This window comes from Marinobacter changyiensis, from assembly GCF_009193265.1.
Taxonomy (GTDB): Bacteria; Pseudomonadota; Gammaproteobacteria; order Pseudomonadales; family Oleiphilaceae; genus Marinobacter; species Marinobacter changyiensis.
Map to the genome: position 1 here is coordinate 99,709 of NZ_VZZZ01000001.1, position 18,236 is coordinate 117,944.

The following is an 18,236-nucleotide window of genomic DNA, read 5'->3' on the forward strand; positions in this document are numbered from 1 at the left end:
AAAGCGGTGGTATTCAGATATCACCCAGTATCACTGAGTCGGAGCCAATGGTCACGCCAATAAAGCCGTCGCTGCTTTCCGACTGGGGTTCCTGCAAAACCCCAAGCCCGAGCAGACGCAGCAATTTGCGGACACCGGATACCCTGGCCATCAGGCAGAGCGATCAGGGACCGCCGCTCTGCCTTCCCCAAGAGCCTGGCCAGGCTTTGCCAGGTATTCGAACACTGACGAAAAATCATCGCGACCATGCCCGGCGCGGTTGGCTTGCCCATAGACGGATTTGGCCAGACCGGCCAGGAACAGTGGCTGTTTCTGTTCGTAGGCGGTCACATCCAGCAGATGCAGATCCTTGAGCATCAGCTCCAGCGGGAACTGGGTCTCGTAATCACCCTCCTTGATCAGCGCGGCCTTACCCTTCAGGAAAGGCGCTGTCACCGGCAGGTTCGGCAAGGTATCCATCAGGAAATCCCGGCTGAACCCGAGTTTCTCCCCCAACAGGGCCGTTTCGCAATACACCAGCATGCTCTGGGCCAGCAACGCATTCACCAGCATCTTGAAGGCACTGCCCTGACCCGCGGGGCCCACGTGGAGAATTTTCTGGCCCATGTGGTCGAGCAACGGCCGAACCTGATCAATATCGGAGGACTCCCCGCCCAGCAGGAACGTCAACTCACCCATCTCCGCCGGCATTTTTGTCCCCGCCACAGGCGCATCCAGAAAGCGTAATCCCCGGCCGCGGGAGCGTTCATCGCACTCACGGGTATAGGAAGGATTCACCGTGGAGCAATTAACCCAGAGCGCGCCCTTACTCATGGCATCGACAAAACCGCCATCACCAAAGGCAACCTTTTCGACCACTTCCGGCGCACTGAGCATGGTGAACACCACATCCGCCTCAGCCACCGCATCCCGGGCAGAATCTGCCGCCTTCGCACCGACTTTTTCGAGGTGGGCCGCAGCCTCGGGAGACCGATTGAAGACCGTGAGTATGATGCCATCGTGCTTGAGCAGATTGTTGGCCATGCGGCTGCCCATGATGCCAAGACCGATAAACGACACGTTCATACAACTCTCCTTTGTGGTTCCGGTAGGTATAGCTTAGCCGGATTCGTCAAAACCCGGCCGAACACGCCGAAGCCTATTGACTGAGGCTGGCTAATGGGTGCCCCCGTTTGGGTGTCATTTGACAGGCATCGGAATCACTGCTAACAAACTAACAAACAACTGATCAAAAAATGCACAGAGCATCTCAGCCAGCGTTGTTCTGGAAATTGATAACGGGCCCTGAGCATCTGGTGCAGTGGGACGGCCGCAGTAATAAAAAACGAGGGATTGGGCTATGGCTACCGATAACCGCACTGATGGACAGATAGAACGAAGGCAGTTTCTCAAACGCTCCCTGGGTGTGGTAGCGGCAGCCAGTTTGCCTTTACCCGTCAGCCAGGCGCTGGCGGCCAGCAATGGCGGCGGAAACCTGGCACCCAATGTGCCGGAATGGACCCGGTCTCAGGGCGCGCCCATTCTTTCACCGGCCTATGGCCAACCCTCCAGGTTTGAAGACGGCGTCGTCCGCACCCCGACGGACCTGACCCCCACCACAACCTCGTCCTGGAGTTTTACCCCTTTACAGGATCTGAACGGCGCCATTACCCCCAATGGCCTGGTCTTCGAGCGCCATCACGGCGGGGTTCCGGATATTGATCCTGAGCAGCACCAGCTGATGCTGCACGGCATGGTCGAGAAGCCGATGATCTTCAGCATGGCCGAGATCAAACGCTTTCCCCAGGTCTCGATAAAGCGGTTTCTGGAGTGTTCGGGCAACACCCTGACGGAATGGAAGCAGCCCACCGGCAAGACCGTTCAGGATACCCACGGCCTGCTCAGTTGCTGTGAATGGACGGGCGTGCGCCTGTCGACGCTCCTGCGGGCAGCGGGTGTCGGGGATAAGGCCAAGTGGATTCTGGCAGAGGGTGCCGATGCCGCCGCGATGACCCGCAGCATTCCCATGGAAAAGGCTCTGGACGATGCGCTGGTGGTCTACGCCCAGAATGGAGAGGCCTTGCGCCCCGAGCAGGGCTATCCCCTGCGGCTGATCCTGCCCGGTTTTGAGGGCAACACCCAGATCAAGTGGCTGCGCCGGCTTGAAGTCAGTGACGCGCCTTATATGACCCGGGAAGAAACGTCCAAATACACCGATCTGATGCGCGATGGAAGCGCCCGCCAGTTTACCTTCGTGATGGAGGCCAAGTCGGTCATCACCTTTCCCTCCGGGGGCCACACCCTGCCGGAAAAGGGCTTTTACGAGATCCGCGGGCTTGCCTGGTCTGGCCGAGGCAAGATTACCTGGGTCGATGTCTCCACCGACGGGGGCCGCAACTGGACACAGGCGGAGCTCGAAGGACCGGTGGAATCCAAGGCACTGACCGCATTCCGGCTCCCCTGGCGATGGGAAGGTGGCAGCGCGCTACTACAGAGCCGTGCCATCGATGAAACCGGATACGTCCAGCCCACCCGTCAGGCACTGATTAAAGCGCGCGGGCTGAAATCCGTTTATCACCTGAATGCCATACAGACATGGGAAGTCAGCTCTGACGGAGGGATCAGCAATGTTCACGTATAAAACCATCGCATTCACGGTGCTCGCGTCTCTGGTTGGGGCGGGCACCATTATGGCTCAGGATGAGGATTACGGCCTGGGCCGGGAAGCCACCACAAAGGAAATCGCGGGCTGGAATATTGATGTGCCGCCCAGCGGCGACGGCCTACCCGGGGGCTCCGGCACCGTGGCTGAGGGCAAAGAGGTGTACCAGACCCAGTGCCAGAGCTGCCACGGTGCCGACGGTAACAGTGGCCCGATGGATAAGCTGGTAGGTGGCAAGGACACACTGACAAGTGATTCCCCGGTCAAGACCGTGGGAAGCTACTGGCCTTATGCCACCACACTTTACGATTACATCCACCGTGCCATGCCGTTCAATTCTCCACAATCGCTCTCGCCGGATGACACCTATGCGGTCACCGCCTATGTACTCTTTCTCAACGGCATTGTGGACGAAGACACCACCCTCGACGCCGACTCGCTGCCCGATATCAGGATGCCCAACCGGGACGGCTTTGTTAGCCCGGACCCACGCCCGGATGTTCTTGCCAACGCGTGTATGACTGACTGTGGGAGTGACGAGACTACTCCGTAGGTGAGGATGATTTCCCTATGATGGGCAAAATGGTGGACCCGCCGGCCGAGGTCCATCTCATCCACACCGGGTTTCTCGAAGACGCCCACACCGTCGAGGTGATGCATCTGTCGAGCCGGGGCCTTATGAGAATAGCCGAAGTGGGCACCCTGGTTAAAGAAGACGTGATTGACCTGGCGGTGACAGGCAGCCACACGGATGCAGACGCGCTCCTTATCCCCGACACGGCGCTGCACTCTGCGGCCTGGCTGAGTGACCTGGAGCAAGCCACCGGGAAACCGGTTCTGACGGCCAACCAGGTCAGTTTCTGGGAGGCTCTGCGGTTGTGCGGCAAACTGACGCCTCAGCCCGGACTGGGTAAATTATTCGCCGAGGTTCCCTGAGCTATCGCCTGCCTCTGCGCCGATGGCTACTCCGTTTGCGCTGGCCAAGAACTGATACAGTGCCGGCCGCCGTTCGTACATCCCCCGGTAATTCTTTCTTAAAAATCACTTTTCTATTCAAATGGAGATGTATGACTAATTCCAAAGAACTGCTTCAATCCCCGCTTTTTCAGTCCGTCGCAGACCTGACGTTCGATTCGGTGATGGTGACCGAAGCCACCGCTGATCATAAGAACTCCGTGATTATATATGTGAATCAGGCGTTTACCGATCTGACCGGCTATCCGGCCGATGAGGTGCTGGGGAAGACACCCGGGCTTCTCCAGGGGCCGGAAACCGATAAAGCGGTGACCGAGCGTTTGTCTGAAGATCTGAAGAACAATCGGACCTTTCACGGCAGCACTGTCAACTACCGCAAGGACGGCGCGCCCTTTACCATTGAATGGAAGGTCTCCCCGGTAATGGCTGGCACTAACGCCACGCATTATGTGGCGGTACAGAGAGCGGTTGATTAGGACAGTGATGTGCGCCTGAGCAGGGGCGGGGCAAAACGCAAGACCTGCCCCCAGCTGCAGACAGGAGGATCTGAATTGGCCGAAGGTTTTGGAGTAGGCATGCGGGACAAACTAATCCGGGACAAATTTATTTATTGACCGCTGGCTTCGCTGCCAGCTTCGTGTAGAGGGGCTCCAAGATCGGCTTCAGCCCTTTGGCATCGTCAATAAACAACTGCAAATGGGGAAAAGGAATCTCGATGCCGGCGGCGTCCAGCACCTCTTTGATCTGTTCCAGAATGTCCGCCATGATTCTGGGCTGCACATCCAGGTTGTCCGGGGTAATCCATACTTTGACTTCCAGATTCATCGAGGAGTCGCCCAGGCTCGTGAGCATCACGCGGGGCTCCATACCGGCCCCCTGCAACACTTCCGGATGCCCGAGCAACACCGGCATAAGGACTTCTCTGGCCGCCTTCACAGACTCCTTGTAAGCAATGCCCACGGGAATATTGAGCCGGGTCACTCCCTCGGCACTGTAATTAACGATATCCGATGACGCCACGCTGTCGTTTGGAATCATTGTGAAGATATTATCCCGGGTCCGCAGCCAGGTGGTACGCAGAGCAATCTTGATCACTTTGCCGTCCTGGCCGTTAATGGTCACCCAGTCACCGATGTGGAAGGGTCGTTCAATCAGCAGGGTGATGCCGGCAATGAAATTTGCCAGGGTAGATTGCGCCGCAAAGCCAACCGCAATACCGACAATACCCAGACCTGCAATAATCGAAAGCACATCAAATCCGAACTGGGCCAGTACCGTCACCACGGCCAGTGTTCCGGCCAATACCAACAACAGATTTTCGACCAGCTGACGGATCGACGGGTCCATCCCGTAGCGAGCCACTCCCTCCTTCATCAGCCGCCCGACAATCATCCAGGCCACAAAAAATCCGAGGGCCATCAAACCCGCCCGGGCCATGGCCTTAAGAAACTCAGGCGAGGCCCCGAACTGGGCCAGGATTGCCAGCAACGCCCCCAGGCCGGCAAGATAACGGGCGCCACTACGCACTTGTGAGAACAACGGCTTTTGGGCCCGTTCCTTACCAATCACCAGCCGGATGGCGCCTATCAGCAACAGATAAGCTCCGACAAACAGCGCAAGGTAGAGGATGGAGATCAGCAGTTGGCTCAGCAACTGAGCCATCAATTCGCCCCACCCCACATGCTCACCGGTCAGGGCCTGGAGTGCATCGCCAAGGTTTTGACCCACCTGTTCAGCGACAGCCGCAGTAAATGTTTCAGCCATAGGCTTATTACTCGGTTCAAACGTCAGTCAAATTATGAATCGGATGCAGGTTCAGCATATCCCTTGCAGCAGGATAGTTTAAAAATATATCAGTCCCAAGTTTACTCCAGCATCGTTATGAAATGGTGACGATTGCCTTATCGTTATGTGAGGAACTCTCTTTGCAACGGGTAGAAGCTACACCTGGCCCGTTGGAAATCCTGCGGGCTGGAATGCGACAAGCGATGACTTTACCGCTAAGGAGGATCCGTTATGTCACGTATCGCCATGCTTGTACTGGGAAGTTTTCTTCTGGCCACTCTGGCTCACGCCGCCCCCGGTCAGCCGAATTTCATGCCCGCCCTCTGGGGTGATGGCGAAGTCTGGAGTACCAAGGGAACCACCGCCTTGCCGGCTCCCACGGCCAACAACCTTCAGTCCTTCGACACCCTCTACGTGGTGACCAATTCCAACAACCCCGAAGGTCAGCTGCCGGTCTCCGAAGCAGCGCCTGGCAATCCGGCCTATAACGGGGGACGTTGGTTTACACACACCGTGGAATGGACCGAAGCTGCGTTTATGGATCATGGCTTCGTGCCGGTTCTGACGTCCTATGAGGACATCCAGTACCACGAGTCGATAGGCCACCTGGCCATCACTCCGGGATCTTTTCCGGATGGCCCGCCGGTATACTTCCAGTGTCCCTTGCTTCCCGTGAAATGAGGTAAAGCAGAGAGCGGGCTGAGTCGATCAGCCCGCTCTCTGCTTGCTGTAACAGCTGCATTTTGGCACTGGATTGGCTAAACTTCAGTCAGATACAGTGCACGGAGCGTGTGCCCATGGAACATTCTCCTGATCTTACGCTGCGCCTCTCAAAGCGGCTTTCATTTCCACGTTCGAGTCAGGCGTTTTTCTGGCTGGCGATTCTTCTGGCTTTCGTTACCCCTGCTCACCCACTTGCTGATGACCAGACTCCACTGCACATGGCGCTGGATGGTAAATCCTTCCAGAGCAGGCTCGGCCCGATCGGGCAGCCCGCTGACGTTGATGACCTGCTCGTGTTCGAAGATGGCTATTTCGTATCCGAAGAGTGCGAACGGCGCTGCGGTTATGCAAAGGTCGAGTACTGGGTAAGGGCCCAGGATGACGGCATTCAGATGCGAGCCGACGTTCCGTGCACAGAGTCGGGCGCGATGATGTACTGGCGGGGTACTGTCCGGGGAGACCAGATCGAAGGCTCGTTCACCTGGGTAAACAAGCGTTGGTACTGGACCTTTGAGAAAGAGTTCTGGTTCAAGGGCCGGCTAGTGGAGGCTGGCAAGCCATGACCCGGTCAGTCATGCCAGCCAGACGACGTGTGGCAGGACTGCTGAAACTCACAATCCTTATTATAGTCATTGTAGCGGGCAACCTGCTGACACGCGGCGTTATTGATGGTCTGGACATGGACATTCGACCCTCCAACGAGCCTATACTGCACCAGATTATCATGACCTCCATCGCCGCCTATATCCTGTTGATGGCGATTCCCTTCGTGCCTGGTGTCGAAATCGGGCTGGCACTCATGATGATCCTCGGGCCCAAGATCGTGCCCCTGGTGTATGGCTGTACTTTGCTCTCGCTGTGTCTGACCTTTATGGTCGGCCGACTGTTACCGGAAAAAAGTATCACCCGTTTTTTGCGAGAAGTACATCTTGTTCGGGCCGCGACGTTCCTGGAGAACTTTCACGGGCTCGATGCCGAGCAGCGACTGGCCTGCCTGACGGAAAAATCGCCCCGGCGATGGGTACCGTGGCTTATAAAGCACCGCTACCTTACCCTGATGCTAATTATCAACCTGCCGGGAAATATGGTTCTGGGCGGAGGTGGGGGGCTGGCGCTGATAGCTGGGATGAGCAGGATGTTTTCCATTCACCGATACATACTCATCGTGGCGGTTGCGATTTCACCTATCCCTCTCTTTCTGATGATCTTTGGAGATAAAATTGCCAACTGGCCGATTTAAGTCGTTGCTCGTCAAATAAAAACAAACTTAAGGGTGTCCCGGATTTTTCTCTTCAGCCCTATTTCCCTGTCCGTTTATCCGATCGTCGTAAGTGACTCAGCAGGGCCAAGTTGGGCATTCTGATCACCAAAACAAAGGGTTTCGAACATGAGCAACGACTATTTCGCGCACAAGGCGCAAAGCTACGAGCAGAATCCCGACCGTGTCGATAACGTCTCATCTCTTCCATGACCATGCACCACCTGGGAGTTCCAATTCGGGTTCGAGCAGGAGGCGATTGCCGCCGCCTGAGCAGGTCTCTCCCTACCCGCTCTTCTATGGGTTAAGGGGGCTGACTTCGTATTAAGCGAAGAGGTGGAGGTGACGGAAAACCGAGGCAGATTCAATCGCAGGTATCCGGGACAGGTTTTCTTTGGAGCAGTTGGTCCTAAGAAACGCTATTGTTGATAAACAAGCCTGAACACCTCTGATGACTGGGGGCAGTATTGTGCTCAAGGAGCGTGGTTTTCAAACCACAGGTCGTGCGGCATCGTGGTTTTTTCCTCTGACGTTTCTTCTGATCGTCGCCCTGGCCTTGCCGCGCGCCGTTCAGGCCTCAAGTGACGTCTACCTGCTGTACCGCCAGTGGCAGTCCTACGACTGGCCGGAAGAAGTGCCGTCGGCCACCGACGTGAGCCGTTCTCAGCGTGGACTGGGCTGGCGTCGCCAGGGTGCTGCGGGCGCGATCGGCGTTGATTACGATTATCAGGCTCTGCGCATACGCACCGGTGAACCGGCGAACAATGGCCATTTGCATCGGTTGACGTTCGGAGGCCGGTGGCAGCAACGGCTTTACCGAGTGCAAGCGCGGGCTGGCTTTGCCGGTACCTCCAATATGTTCAAGTATCAAACATTTCATCGCGATGTGGTGAATGGACGGGTGGCGATGTTCCGGGCAATGAGTGAAGGCTCGCCCCTGAGCCTGGGGCTCGGCGGCGATCATCGTTTCGGTTCTTTCCGCTGGCATCCCAGGGTACGCTGGGAACACGCGAATAATAGCGGCCACTGGCTGATGGATCTGCCTGTCCTGCTGCGATGGCAAAGCCCAGGTGAACGTTGGGAGCTTCGACTGGAACGCACAGGGGATCGCTGGGCCACGCTTGATCAGGCTCGGGAGGTCGAAAGCGCGCTCTATCTGCGCGAGTGGAGAGCAGAGCTAACCTACCGGATCAGCTCGGGTGGCGGATTGAGGCCAGCGGTGGTTCTGGGCATTGGCGCGAGTGTGGATACCCGTGCCCGGTATCGGGACCTGGAGGCGGGGACCCTGGATCAACGTTTGGGCGATGCCCTTCTGGGGAGTATAGGGCTCGGCTGGTAGACCCAGACCGCAAAAAATAGACCCGACCCCCTTTCCATTTTCTGATCACAAGGAGCCAGGACACATGGCACAGCAACTCCCGGTCATACTCATAACCGGCGGCGCCCAGGGCATCGGCAAGGGCATTGCCGCCTACTTCCTGGACAAGGACTGGCGAGTGGTCGTCCTCGACCAAAATGCCGAAGCCATCAAGGCATGCCGACAGGACCTTCGCAATCCGGACAACCTGCTTCTGATCGAAACGGATGTGTCCCGCGAATCCGAAGTGGTCTCCGCCGTGGCCGAGGCCATGGGATGGGGTGAGCGGCTGGACGCGATGGTCAATAATGCGGGACTTGCGGACCCCGACACCGGGCCCATTGAATTGCTTGAGCTTGCCCAGTGGCAGCGGCGAATCGACGTCAACCTGACCGGCGCCTTCCTGATGGCAAAGCACACGGTACCGCACCTTCGCCAAAGCCGGGGCAGCATCGTCAATATGGCCTCCACCCGCGCTCTGCAGTCCGAGCCCCATAGCGAGGCTTACGCCGCCAGCAAGGGTGGCCTGATCGCCCTGACCCACGCTCTGGCTGTGAGTCTGGGCCCGGATGTCCGGGTCAACAGCATCAGCCCGGGCTGGATTGATGTCCGTGCCTGGCAGGCCCATGCGCCCTCCGAGCCGCAGCCCCTGTCGGCCTCCGATCACAAGCAGCACCCCAGTGGCCGCGTCGGCACACCCGGCGACGTAGCGGCCATGGTGGCCTACCTGGTCTCGCCTGAGGCCCACTTTGTGACCGGCCAGAACTTCGTGCTCGACGGCGGCATGACCCGCAAGATGATATACGAGGATTAGCCCGCCAGCGCGGCCCGCACCTTCTTGCTCAGATGGCCCATGTCGACCTGGCCAAGCACCTGCGGGCGCAGATTGTTCATGACACGACCCATGTCCTGCATGCCCTGGGCGTCGGTTGCGCTGATGGCCATACGGATCAGGGCGTCCAGGTCATCCTCGGTCAGGGCGGCGGGCATGAATTCCTCGATAATCACCATTTCTGCCCGTTCCTTGTCGCCCAGCTCCTCGCGACCGGCATCATCGTACTGACTGGCGGCATCGCGACGTTGCTTGAGCATTTTGTCCAGCACCTGCAGAACGTCTTCGTCATTCAGGTCGCGGCGCTCATCAATCTCGATCTGTTTGACCGCGGCCTGAGCCATACGCAGGGTGACAAGGCGGGTCTTATCCCTGTTCCGCATCGCGGTTTTCACCGCGTTGCTCAGTTGTTCCTTGAGTGACGGTTCCGCCATTATCGACCTCATGCTCTATGAGTTATGGGGGGAGCGCTATTACTCCACCTCTTCTGCTTCGTCATTAGGTGCGCCAATTCCAGGGCCCCTGGGAGGAAGATTTTCAGCAATCGCAATGTCCGCGTCAAACAGTGTTCCATCGGCCATGGCCGCCACGACGGCTTTGGCAGCATTGTACGCGGTCTTGGTGATGTACCCGTTGCTCTTGGTCCCAATACCACCACGCATCTCGAATAACACCGATCCGGTGATCAAGTCGCCGTCAACATCAACGTAAGAGCCCTGGTGGTGGAAATCGATAACCACCGAAGGCTGAAATTCGTCAAACAACAAACGCATGGCTACCGTCTCAGGAACGGGGTTGGGATCTCCAACATATGGATCGATGTCTGGGTTTTCTGCAAGAAACGAATGGTAATGGTTGATGTCATATCCGCGCCCGCGCTGATAGAAGGCAGGACAAAGGCCAGTAACACAAAACGGATCGTAATTCTGGCGCCACGGTGGCGTATTCCCGAGAGCATCTTCGACACTCGCGTCAAACCCGTCGACATTGACTCTGGAGAGCGCTGGTCAGATCGTGATTCCCTGCTGGACGGAGCTCCACTCAAATTTCAGCAAGATTTCTGACCTAGAGCAAAACCAGCATTATTGGGCCGTTGACCGCAGCGGTGGCTGCTCATTAAAGTTTAGTTGTAGTTTCGATCTATCTCTCATCGACTGAGCCTGAAGCTGAAGGAATCGCGTTTGCAGACCCCGTTCGTTGCAAGATAGTCGACTCGAAATCCGCGTACTTGGTGATAAAACGAAAACTGACAAAAAATAACCAGGAGGGTTTATTTATGTCAAACAAGCAGCTTTTCGATTCGTCGCGTCGTAGGATTCTGAAAGCAGGGGTGGCCGCCGGCGCGGCAGCCGCTTTTGGCCCCTGGGTCTGGACCGGCCGCACCGCAAGTGCCGCCGCCTACCTCCCCGGAATCACCCTCGACCCCGCAACCATCCCGCAGTTTCTCAATCTACTCCCGAACCCGCTGGCGACCGCGTTCAAATTCGATCTATCGGGCACGCCGGAGATCGGCATGGCGCAGACGACCGCGCAGATCCTCCCTAACGGCCCGGCGACCACCGTTTGGGGCTACTCGGGTGATGCACAGGCCGACGGTTTTCCCGAAACCACCTTCCCCGGGCGCACCTTTGAAGTCCAGGCCGGCCAGTCGCTGCAGGTGCAGTGGGAAAACAACCTGCCGGAGTATCCAAAACCTGGGGCTCATCATTTATTACCGGTCGATACGACCGTGCACCTGGCCGACATCGCCGCAGGCCCACCGGTCGTGCCGCACCTGCATGGTGGCGACACGGAATCCAATAGCGATGGCCTGCCCGAATACTGGTGGGCGCCCGACGAAAATCTCGTGGGGCCGCGCTTCGTCAAGACCCTGTACGACTACGCCAACTCCCAGGAAGCCGGCACGATCTGGTATCACGACCATGCGCTGGGCATCACCCGGCTCAACGTCTACGCCGGGCTCGCGGGTTTCTATATCATCCGCGACGAATACGACACGGGGCAGCCGGGCAATCCGCTCAATCTCCCGCCCTCTCCCTACGACGTTCCGCTGGCGATCCAGGACCGGATTTTCGATCTCGGTAACCAGCTCTTCTATCCGTCGGACCCGGCTCTGGCCGCCCAACTGTTCGGCCCGGCGGACTACCCGGACCCTACAGTCTTCGCCGAGTTCTTTGGGGATGTGATCATCGTCAACGGCAAGGCGTGGCCGAAGCTCCAGGTCGAGCCGCGCAAGTACCGCTTCCGTATCCTCAACGGCTCGGACACCCGCTTCTACAACCTGTTCCTGGACTTCAGCGTCCCGTTCCTCCAGATTGGGACAGATCAGGCACTCCTGAATGCGCCGGTGGCGACAACACAGATCTCGATCGCACCGGGCGAACGTGTCGACGTCGTCGTGGATTTCTCCGGACTCGCCGGCCAAACCATCATCATGCGCAACAATGCGCCGGGGACCTTCCGCCGCCCGTTGGTGATCGATCCGGAAACAACCGGCAGGATCATGGCCTTCGAGGTCTCTGTCCCGCTCAACCCGAACCTGCCCGACCCGGCCCTGCCGGCGACGTTGCGCGGCGGTCCGGGCCAGCCAGCACCGATTTCCCTCCCCGCCGAACTGGGCCAGGTTTCGAACACCCGGCAGGTATTCCTCTACGAGGGCCTGGACGAGTTGGGCCGGCTCAAGCCGCTGCTGGGCACGGCCGAAGGCCCGCTGGACTGGTTCGCCCCGGTGACCGAGACGCCGGCGCTCGGCAGCACCGAGATATGGGAGATTTACAACACCACGCCCGATACGCATCCCATCCACCTGCACCTGGTGCGATTCCTGGTCGTGAATCGCCAGCGCTTTAAAGTGAAAGAATTTATGCCAGGCCCCGGCGCCACTGTAAGGCTACAGGGCCAGCCGAAGCCTCCCGCCGCCACCGAGGCCGGCTGGAAGGACACGGTGCAGGTGCCCCCGGGCGAGGTGGTACGGATTGTGGCCACCTTCAACCGGCCGGGACGCTACGTCTGGCACTGCCATATCCTCTCGCACGAGGATCACGAGATGATGCGGCCGTTCGAAGTTCTGGAGTAGCGGGCGAGCCAGGCTGAATCTATGATTCTCACTCAACTTAAGTACCGTGATCGAATCCGGGACAGATTGGTTCATCGAAATTAAATCTGTTCCGGTTTCCGTTCTGATAACCATTAAGAGGTAACCCCAATCACTCCCCGCCTATTGACATCCCTTGACTATCATCAAGAGCAAAGGCTCTCCTTCCAAATACAATTATTTCAGATCAATGTTATAAAGCATTGATGGCTCCCGCTCACTGCGGGCACTGAAACAGGGAGATAAACCATGAAATCCTTTGTTCTAATGAGCGTTTTGTTCGCAATGGTGGGAATCGGAGCACCGGCCCATGCGGAACATCCGCAAAGCAGTTCTGACGTAACATATGTTCCGGATGTAACTTATACCCTGCGAACTGACATCGCAGATGGCAAGCTGGTTTTTGTCAGCGAAGCAGGCCCTACCAAGGGCCAGATCAACCCGGACCTCAATGTGCCTGAGGGCGCGGTGGTGCAGATCAATATCGTGAACGGCGACGGTGCTCTTCATGACCTGGCCATTCCTGCGTTTGATGCCAAGTCCGATGAGATTTCCGGCAAAGGCGCGGCCACGGCTATCGTGTTCAAGGCCAATGAAACAGGTACCTTCGAATATCTGTGCACATTGCCCGGGCACAAAGCGGCAGGCATGTTCGGTAAGCTGATTGTCGGCGAGCCTCGGGAACAGGCGGTTACCCGGGAAGAAGATCTTTCCATGGACCCCAATAACGTCGGTGAGCCCGTAGGCGAGCGTGGCCCGAAAAACATCATCGTCGACCTTGAAACCACTGAAGTCGTCGGCCGTCTCGACGATGGCAGCAGCTACAGGTTCTGGACCTTCAACAACACCGTTCCTGGCCCGATGATCCGGGTACGCGTTGGCGATACCGTGACGGTGAATATGAAGAACTCCGACGAGAGCGTACACATTCACTCTGTCGACTTCCATGCGGTAACTGGCCCTGGTGGCGGTGCTGCAGTGACCCAGGCGGCCCCCGGCCAGACCAAGAGTTTCAGCTTCAAGGCTCTGAGGCCCGGGCTGTATGTCTACCATTGCGCGACGCCAATGGTGGCTCAACACATCACCAACGGTATGTACGGTATGATCCTGGTGGAACCGGAGGGTGGCCTTTCTGAAGTCGATCGTGAGTTCTACGTCATGCAGGGCGAGCTTTACACAGCGCAGCGTCACGGTTCATCTGGACTGCAGGAATTCTCCCTCGACAAAATGCTCGACGAGCGCCCTGAGCACATGATGTTCAATGGTGCCATGGATTCCCTGACCGCCATCCACAAGATGGAATCCGAGACTGGCGACAATGTCCGTATTTTCTTCGGCGTTGGTGGCCCGAACCTGGTATCCAGCTTCCACGTTATCGGCGAGATCTTCGATAAGGTATACGATCAGGCTTCTCTTACCAGTCCTCCGCTTACAGATGTGCAGACAACTCTGGTACCTCCTGGCGGTGCAACAATGGTTGAGTTCGTAACCGATTACCCTGGCAAGTACATCCTGGTAGATCATGCCTTGTCCCGCGCAGAAAAAGGTCTGGTAGGCATCCTGAATGTTAACGGGAAGGCCGACACCGAGATCTTCGAAAGCTCCGGGCTGGCAGATGAGAGTGCCGGGCACAACCACTGATACCCGGACGGATTGAAGCTCTCCAACTGAAAGCGTAATAACAGACACCCCGGCGAAAGCCGGGGTGTCTTACACTTGCGGGCCTGGCCTGTCCCGACTTTCTGGACACTTCGTAATCACTTGCCCTTGGAGTGTTGGCTACACTCATCAGACCCCCAATCGCCAAGGAGGGTCCGGCATGGCGGTTCTTTATATAAATGGTAAGCAAGTCACTCTCGACGACGATCCCCGCACCACTCTTCTTGACACCCTGAGGGAACGTCCGGGTCTGACCGGCACCAAAAAAGGGTGCGATCACGGCCAATGCGGCGCTTGCACCTTGTTGCTTGATGGGCGACGAGTCAATTCCTGCCTGATTCTGGCGATCCAGTGTGAAGGCAGTGAAGTGACCACGATCGAGGGGCTGAGTCAAAGCCAGGGCGAGCAGTTGCATCCGATGCAGCAGGCATTCGTGAAATACGACGGCTTTCAGTGCGGCTATTGCACGCCCGGCCAGATCTGTTCCGCGGTCGGTATGCTTGAGGAAGTGGGCAATGGCGAGCCCAGCGATGTCACCGGGCGGGGAGAGGTTACCCTGAGCCGGGTGGAAATCCAGGAGCGCATGAGCGGTAATCTGTGCCGCTGCGGTGCCTACGCCAACATCGTCGACGCGATACTCGACACGGCCAACGAACACTCCCGCAAGACCGGGGGACCCGCAACATGAAACCCTTTGAGTATCGACGCATCCACACCGTGGAAGAGATCGGCCATGACGATCCTGGCCAGGCCCGTTTTCTGGCCGGTGGCACCAACCTGATTGATCTGATGAAGCACGAGATCGAGGTACCGGATCGCCTGCTGGATATCTCCCGCCTCAAACTCGCCACCCTCAAAGACTGTGAGAACGGTGGCTTGCGAGTCGACACACTGGTGACCAATACGGCGCTGGCCAGTGACCCCCGGGTGCGAAAAACCTGGCCGCTGTTATCGGCGGCCTTGCTGTCGGGCGCAACCGCCCAGCTGCGTAACCGCGCCACCACCGGTGGCAACCTGCTGCAGCGCACCCGCTGTTACTATTTCTATGACACCGCGCGCCCCTGCAACAAGCGCAACCCCGGCGAGGGCTGCAGCGCACGGGAAGGACAGAATCGCATTCACGCGATCCTCGGCGCCAGCGACCAGTGCATTGCGACTCACCCATCGGATATGGCCGTGGCGCTGGTGGCGCTGGAGGCGACGCTGACGCTGCGGGCCGCCGATGGCCGTGAACGCGAATTACCGGTTGAGGAACTGCACCGCCTGCCGGGGGACCACCCGGAACAGGATACGGTTCTGGAGCCGGGGGAGCTGATTGTTGCCGTGACCCTGCCGGCGCCGCAACCAGGCCGGCAGATATACCGCAAGGTTCGGGATCGCAGTTCCTACGCCTTTGCCCTCATTTCTGTCGGCGTCATTCTCCAGGTCGTGGAGGGACGAGTGGAAAGTGTCCGGATCGCGTTTGGTGGTGTTGCCCATAAGCCCTGGCGCGCTCGCAAGGCCGAAGCCGCCTTGCTGAACAAGGCCCCGACCGAGGCCAACTTCCGACTCGCTGCGGAGGCCGAACTGGTTGATGCCAGGGGCTACGGCCACAATGATTTCAAGATACCGCTGGCCCGACGTACGCTGATAGCCACGCTCAGGGATGCAGCCCATTCGGAAGAAGAGGTCCCGACATGACAAATCCAGCAGCCATCGGACAGCCACTGGATCGGGTCGATGGCCCACTGAAAGTGACGGGCCGTGCGACCTACGCAGCCGAACACGCATTCGACCAGCCGCCTCTTATTGGCTGGATGGTTGAAGCGACGATTCCCGCTGGTCGCATCAAACGCCTTGATACCGGTGCGGCGGAGGCCAGTCCCGGTGTTGCAGCGGTGCTAACGCACCACAACGCGCCCGCTCAGACTCCTTTTGGTGAACCCGACGATAAGGGTCGATTTACCCAGTCCCGAGCCATGCTTTTTGACGAGCACATTCGCTACCACGGCTTTCCCGTCGCGCTGGTGATAGCCGACACCCTCGCTAACGCCCGCCACGCAGGGGCGTTGATCGAGATCAGCTACGAGCCTGACGAAGAGGCGGTGACCACCGCGGGTGAAGAAGCTGATGAAGTCCCCGGGGAACTGGACGGTGGCATGGAGCCGGACCTCTTCAAAGGCGATTTTGAGCACGCCTATGACGATGCCGAGGTGACTCTGGACGTCACTTACACCACGCCCAATCAGGCGGCGGCCGCGATGGAGCCCCACGCCACGATCGCCGATTTCGATGGCGATCAGCTTGTGGTGTACATGTCCGTGCAACTCATCGGCCCCTCGGTGAAGGCCCTGGCGAATACCCTCAAGATTGATCCGGACAAAGTCCGGGTACTGAGCCCCTACATTGGCGGTGGTTTTGGCTCCAAACTGGGGGTGCATAATGAGGCCATACTGGCCTGTCTCGGCGCCCTGCATCTGGGGCGGCCAGTCAAGGTTGTGCAGCACCGCCGACACGTCTTCCATAACGCGCCGCACCGGGGTAACTCGGTTCAGCGTATTCAGCTGGGCGCCTCCCGGGACGGCAAGCTGCAGGCCATCGGCCACGAGAGCTTCATGCCCATGGCCAGAGGTTACGAATTTGCCGAGCCAACCGGTGCCTCGGCGAGGACCACATACCGGACGGATGCCATCAAAAGTACCCACAGGGTTAAATCCACCGACATGCCGCTCGCCGATTCCTGCCGCGCACCGGGCCATGCGATTGGTTCGCTGGCCTTTGAATCCGCCATCGATGAGATGGCTTATCAGTGTGGGCAGGATCCCCTGGCCTTCCGTCTTGGAAACATGCCCGATAGAGATCCCGGTACCGGCCAGCCCTTTGCCAGTCACGATCTGGCAGAGTGTTTGCGCGAAGGTGCTGAAAAATTTGGCTGGCCAAGCCGTGAGCCACAGCCCGGCAGTCGGTCCCAGGGCCGGCAGCTCATCGGCTACGGCGTCGCCAGTACCATCCGGCTCAATATTCTGGTGCCCTCGAAAACCCGGATTCGCCTGAGCGCAGACGGCACGCTCACCGCCTGGGCAGACATGACGGATATCGGCACGGGCACCTATACCATCCTGACCCAGATAGCCGCCGAAACCATGGGCCTTTCTGCGGATCGGATCAAAATTGAACTGGGCGATAGCCGCTACCCATCAAGCAGTGGCTCCGGTGGTTCCTTTGGCGCGGCCAGTTCCGGCTCGGCGCTTCTGAACGCCTGTGAGAACATGCGCACCAGACTTCTAGAAAGTGCGCGGGAACAGGGCCTCATTGGTGATGAACCGGCGGACGATGCGCGGTTTGAAAACGGCCAGCTTATTCTGGGTGACAAAACCCTGTCGTTCACCGAGGTGCTCAACAAGTCCGGAGCAGCCTACCTGGAAACCGACGGCGAGGTTGAGCCCGGGGACGACCACGACAATTACTCCCAGCATTCCTACGGCGCCCAGTTTGCCGAGGTCCACGTTGATCGCGACACCGGTGAAGTCAGGGTTCAGCGGCTGCTTGGCGTATTTTCCGCCGGTCGCATACTCAACCCTAAAACCGCCCGCTCCCAATTGCTCGGCGGCATGGTCTGGGGGCTGTCCTACGCGTTGCTGGAAGAGTTGATGCTGGACGAACGCTACGGCGCCTTCATGAACCGAGATCTGGCGGAATATCACCTACCGGTGAACCGCGATATGCCGACTATTGATATTCACTTCCGGGAGCACCCTGATCCCCGTTCGAATCCGCTGGGCTCCAAAGGCATCGGTGAATTGAGCATCTGCGGCGCCGGCGCCGCAGTCGCCAATGCCGTCTATCACGCGACAGGGGTACGCGTTCGCGATTTCCCTATCACCCTCGATAAGATTTTGCGGCACTTGCCTGAATAGATGGAGTCATCTGGAG

General features: G+C 58.3%; 20 protein-coding genes. 15 read left to right on the forward strand and 5 right to left on the reverse strand.

The window, feature by feature from the left end; all coding sequences use genetic code 11:
* Nucleotides 1–13: 13 nt before the first annotated feature.
* Nucleotides 14–151, reverse strand: coding sequence for a hypothetical protein (locus tag F6Y09_RS20045; protein WP_179959306.1), 138 nt, complete (start codon nt 149–151; stop codon nt 14–16).
* Nucleotides 151–1,065 carry an NAD(P)-dependent oxidoreductase gene (locus tag F6Y09_RS00510; protein WP_152204986.1) on the reverse strand — a complete coding sequence of 305 codons (915 nt, stop codon included), beginning with the start codon at nt 1,063–1,065 and terminating at the stop codon, nt 151–153. Before F6Y09_RS00510 ends, F6Y09_RS20045 begins: the two co-directional genes overlap by 1 nt.
* 274 nt (nt 1,066–1,339) lie before the next feature.
* Between F6Y09_RS00510 and soxC the strand changes: the two genes are divergently transcribed.
* The 4 genes from soxC (at nt 1,340) to F6Y09_RS00530 (ending at nt 4,092) form a co-directional block, all read left to right on the forward strand.
* Nucleotides 1,340–2,620 carry a sulfite dehydrogenase gene (soxC, locus tag F6Y09_RS00515; protein ID WP_152204987.1) on the forward strand — a complete coding sequence of 427 codons (1,281 nt, stop codon included), beginning with the start codon at nt 1,340–1,342 and terminating at the stop codon, nt 2,618–2,620.
* Nucleotides 2,607–3,194 (forward strand): c-type cytochrome, encoded by a 588-nt coding sequence (locus tag F6Y09_RS00520; protein WP_152204988.1) that lies wholly within the window; start codon nt 2,607–2,609, stop codon nt 3,192–3,194. The genes soxC and F6Y09_RS00520 overlap by 14 nt, the downstream gene beginning before the upstream one ends.
* Nucleotides 3,195–3,211: 17 nt before the next feature.
* The gene (locus tag F6Y09_RS00525; protein ID WP_179959307.1) at nt 3,212–3,577 is read left to right on the forward strand and encodes an aspartate racemase/maleate isomerase family protein; all 366 of its coding nucleotides are present in this window, start codon (nt 3,212–3,214) and stop codon (nt 3,575–3,577) included.
* A gap of 131 nt (nt 3,578–3,708) precedes the next feature.
* Nucleotides 3,709–4,092: a PAS domain-containing protein gene (locus tag F6Y09_RS00530; protein ID WP_152204989.1), complete on the forward strand. Its 384-nt coding sequence runs from the start codon at nt 3,709–3,711 to the stop codon at nt 4,090–4,092.
* A 127-nt stretch (nt 4,093–4,219) separates the two neighbouring features.
* Here F6Y09_RS00530 and F6Y09_RS00535 read toward each other — a convergent pair whose 3' ends face one another.
* Entirely contained in the window at nt 4,220–5,380 is a 1,161-nt protein-coding gene (locus F6Y09_RS00535) for a mechanosensitive ion channel family protein (RefSeq protein WP_152204990.1), read from the reverse strand.
* A gap of 252 nt (nt 5,381–5,632) precedes the next feature.
* Between F6Y09_RS00535 and F6Y09_RS00540 the strand changes: the two genes are divergently transcribed.
* From F6Y09_RS00540 to F6Y09_RS00565, 5 genes are all read left to right on the forward strand, one after another.
* Nucleotides 5,633–6,082, forward strand: a complete 450-nt coding sequence (locus F6Y09_RS00540) for a hypothetical protein (RefSeq protein ID WP_152204991.1) — start codon at nt 5,633–5,635, stop codon at nt 6,080–6,082.
* 116 nt (nt 6,083–6,198) lie between these two features.
* The gene (locus tag F6Y09_RS00545; protein WP_152204992.1) at nt 6,199–6,687 is read left to right on the forward strand and encodes a hypothetical protein; all 489 of its coding nucleotides are present in this window, start codon (nt 6,199–6,201) and stop codon (nt 6,685–6,687) included.
* A complete protein-coding gene (locus F6Y09_RS00550; RefSeq protein ID WP_152204993.1) occupies nt 6,684–7,364 on the forward strand; it encodes a hypothetical protein in 681 nt (226 codons plus the stop codon). Before F6Y09_RS00545 ends, F6Y09_RS00550 begins: the two co-directional genes overlap by 4 nt.
* A 469-nt stretch (nt 7,365–7,833) precedes the next feature.
* Nucleotides 7,834–8,721: a hypothetical protein gene (locus F6Y09_RS00560; RefSeq protein ID WP_152204994.1), complete on the forward strand. Its 888-nt coding sequence runs from the start codon at nt 7,834–7,836 to the stop codon at nt 8,719–8,721.
* A 64-nt stretch (nt 8,722–8,785) separates the two neighbouring features.
* The gene (locus tag F6Y09_RS00565) at nt 8,786–9,553 is read left to right on the forward strand and encodes an SDR family oxidoreductase (RefSeq protein WP_152204995.1); all 768 of its coding nucleotides are present in this window, start codon (nt 8,786–8,788) and stop codon (nt 9,551–9,553) included.
* Here F6Y09_RS00565 and F6Y09_RS00570 read toward each other — a convergent pair.
* Together F6Y09_RS00570 and F6Y09_RS00575 are read right to left on the reverse strand one after the other, a co-directional pair.
* Complete coding sequence (locus tag F6Y09_RS00570; protein WP_152204983.1) at nt 9,550–10,005, reverse strand: GatB/YqeY domain-containing protein; 456 nt, start codon at nt 10,003–10,005, stop codon at nt 9,550–9,552. The two genes, F6Y09_RS00565 and F6Y09_RS00570, sit on opposite strands and share 4 nt — an antisense overlap.
* Before the next feature lie 39 nt (nt 10,006–10,044).
* Nucleotides 10,045–10,344: a hypothetical protein gene (locus F6Y09_RS00575; RefSeq protein WP_152204996.1), complete on the reverse strand. Its 300-nt coding sequence runs from the start codon at nt 10,342–10,344 to the stop codon at nt 10,045–10,047.
* A 78-nt stretch (nt 10,345–10,422) separates the two neighbouring features.
* On the opposite strand from F6Y09_RS00575, the gene F6Y09_RS00580 reads away from it, so the two are divergent.
* The 6 genes from F6Y09_RS00580 to F6Y09_RS00605 all read left to right on the forward strand — a co-directional run bounded on the left by F6Y09_RS00580 (nt 10,423) and on the right by F6Y09_RS00605 (nt 18,220).
* Nucleotides 10,423–10,635, forward strand: a complete 213-nt coding sequence (locus F6Y09_RS00580; RefSeq protein WP_152204997.1) for a hypothetical protein — start codon at nt 10,423–10,425, stop codon at nt 10,633–10,635.
* Between the two features lie 212 nt (nt 10,636–10,847).
* A complete protein-coding gene (locus F6Y09_RS00585) occupies nt 10,848–12,647 on the forward strand; it encodes a multicopper oxidase family protein (protein WP_152204998.1) in 1,800 nt (599 codons plus the stop codon).
* A gap of 267 nt (nt 12,648–12,914) precedes the next feature.
* Nucleotides 12,915–14,306 (forward strand): copper-containing nitrite reductase, encoded by a 1,392-nt coding sequence (gene nirK / locus F6Y09_RS00590; RefSeq protein ID WP_152204999.1) that lies wholly within the window; start codon nt 12,915–12,917, stop codon nt 14,304–14,306.
* Nucleotides 14,307–14,421: 115 nt separating this feature from the next.
* Nucleotides 14,422–15,012 carry a 2Fe-2S iron-sulfur cluster-binding protein gene (locus F6Y09_RS00595; RefSeq protein ID WP_425481803.1) on the forward strand — a complete coding sequence of 197 codons (591 nt, stop codon included), beginning with the start codon at nt 14,422–14,424 and terminating at the stop codon, nt 15,010–15,012.
* On the forward strand, nt 15,009–16,004 hold the full coding sequence (locus tag F6Y09_RS00600; RefSeq protein WP_152205001.1) for an FAD binding domain-containing protein: 996 nt from the start codon (nt 15,009–15,011) through the stop codon (nt 16,002–16,004). The genes F6Y09_RS00595 and F6Y09_RS00600 overlap by 4 nt, the downstream gene beginning before the upstream one ends.
* Nucleotides 16,001–18,220: a xanthine dehydrogenase family protein molybdopterin-binding subunit gene (locus F6Y09_RS00605; RefSeq protein WP_152205002.1), complete on the forward strand. Its 2,220-nt coding sequence runs from the start codon at nt 16,001–16,003 to the stop codon at nt 18,218–18,220. Before F6Y09_RS00600 ends, F6Y09_RS00605 begins: the two co-directional genes overlap by 4 nt.
* The last annotated feature ends 16 nt before the right edge of the window (nt 18,221–18,236 follow it).

Excerpts from the sequence above, each read along its gene's own strand:
- F6Y09_RS20045 (WP_179959306.1), bottom strand. The coding sequence starts at position 151 with ATGGCCAGGGTATCCGGTGTCCGCAAATTGCTGCGTCTGCTCGGGCTT.
- F6Y09_RS00510 (WP_152204986.1), bottom strand. The coding sequence starts at position 1,065 with ATGAACGTGTCGTTTATCGGTCTTGGCATCATGGGCAGCCGCATGGCC.
- soxC (WP_152204987.1), top strand. The coding sequence starts at position 1,340 with ATGGCTACCGATAACCGCACTGATGGACAGATAGAACGAAGGCAGTTT.
- F6Y09_RS00520 (WP_152204988.1), top strand. The coding sequence starts at position 2,607 with ATGTTCACGTATAAAACCATCGCATTCACGGTGCTCGCGTCTCTGGTT.
- F6Y09_RS00525 (WP_179959307.1), top strand. The coding sequence starts at position 3,212 with ATGATGGGCAAAATGGTGGACCCGCCGGCCGAGGTCCATCTCATCCAC.
- F6Y09_RS00530 (WP_152204989.1), top strand. The coding sequence starts at position 3,709 with ATGACTAATTCCAAAGAACTGCTTCAATCCCCGCTTTTTCAGTCCGTC.
- F6Y09_RS00535 (WP_152204990.1), bottom strand. The coding sequence starts at position 5,380 with ATGGCTGAAACATTTACTGCGGCTGTCGCTGAACAGGTGGGTCAAAAC.
- F6Y09_RS00540 (WP_152204991.1), top strand. The coding sequence starts at position 5,633 with ATGTCACGTATCGCCATGCTTGTACTGGGAAGTTTTCTTCTGGCCACT.
- F6Y09_RS00545 (WP_152204992.1), top strand. The coding sequence starts at position 6,199 with ATGGAACATTCTCCTGATCTTACGCTGCGCCTCTCAAAGCGGCTTTCA.
- F6Y09_RS00550 (WP_152204993.1), top strand. The coding sequence starts at position 6,684 with ATGACCCGGTCAGTCATGCCAGCCAGACGACGTGTGGCAGGACTGCTG.
- F6Y09_RS00560 (WP_152204994.1), top strand. The coding sequence starts at position 7,834 with ATGACTGGGGGCAGTATTGTGCTCAAGGAGCGTGGTTTTCAAACCACA.
- F6Y09_RS00565 (WP_152204995.1), top strand. The coding sequence starts at position 8,786 with ATGGCACAGCAACTCCCGGTCATACTCATAACCGGCGGCGCCCAGGGC.
- F6Y09_RS00570 (WP_152204983.1), bottom strand. The coding sequence starts at position 10,005 with ATGGCGGAACCGTCACTCAAGGAACAACTGAGCAACGCGGTGAAAACC.
- F6Y09_RS00575 (WP_152204996.1), bottom strand. The coding sequence starts at position 10,344 with ATGCGTTTGTTGTTTGACGAATTTCAGCCTTCGGTGGTTATCGATTTC.
- F6Y09_RS00580 (WP_152204997.1), top strand. The coding sequence starts at position 10,423 with ATGGTTGATGTCATATCCGCGCCCGCGCTGATAGAAGGCAGGACAAAG.
- F6Y09_RS00585 (WP_152204998.1), top strand. The coding sequence starts at position 10,848 with ATGTCAAACAAGCAGCTTTTCGATTCGTCGCGTCGTAGGATTCTGAAA.
- nirK (WP_152204999.1), top strand. The coding sequence starts at position 12,915 with ATGAAATCCTTTGTTCTAATGAGCGTTTTGTTCGCAATGGTGGGAATC.
- F6Y09_RS00600 (WP_152205001.1), top strand. The coding sequence starts at position 15,009 with ATGAAACCCTTTGAGTATCGACGCATCCACACCGTGGAAGAGATCGGC.
- F6Y09_RS00605 (WP_152205002.1), top strand. The coding sequence starts at position 16,001 with ATGACAAATCCAGCAGCCATCGGACAGCCACTGGATCGGGTCGATGGC.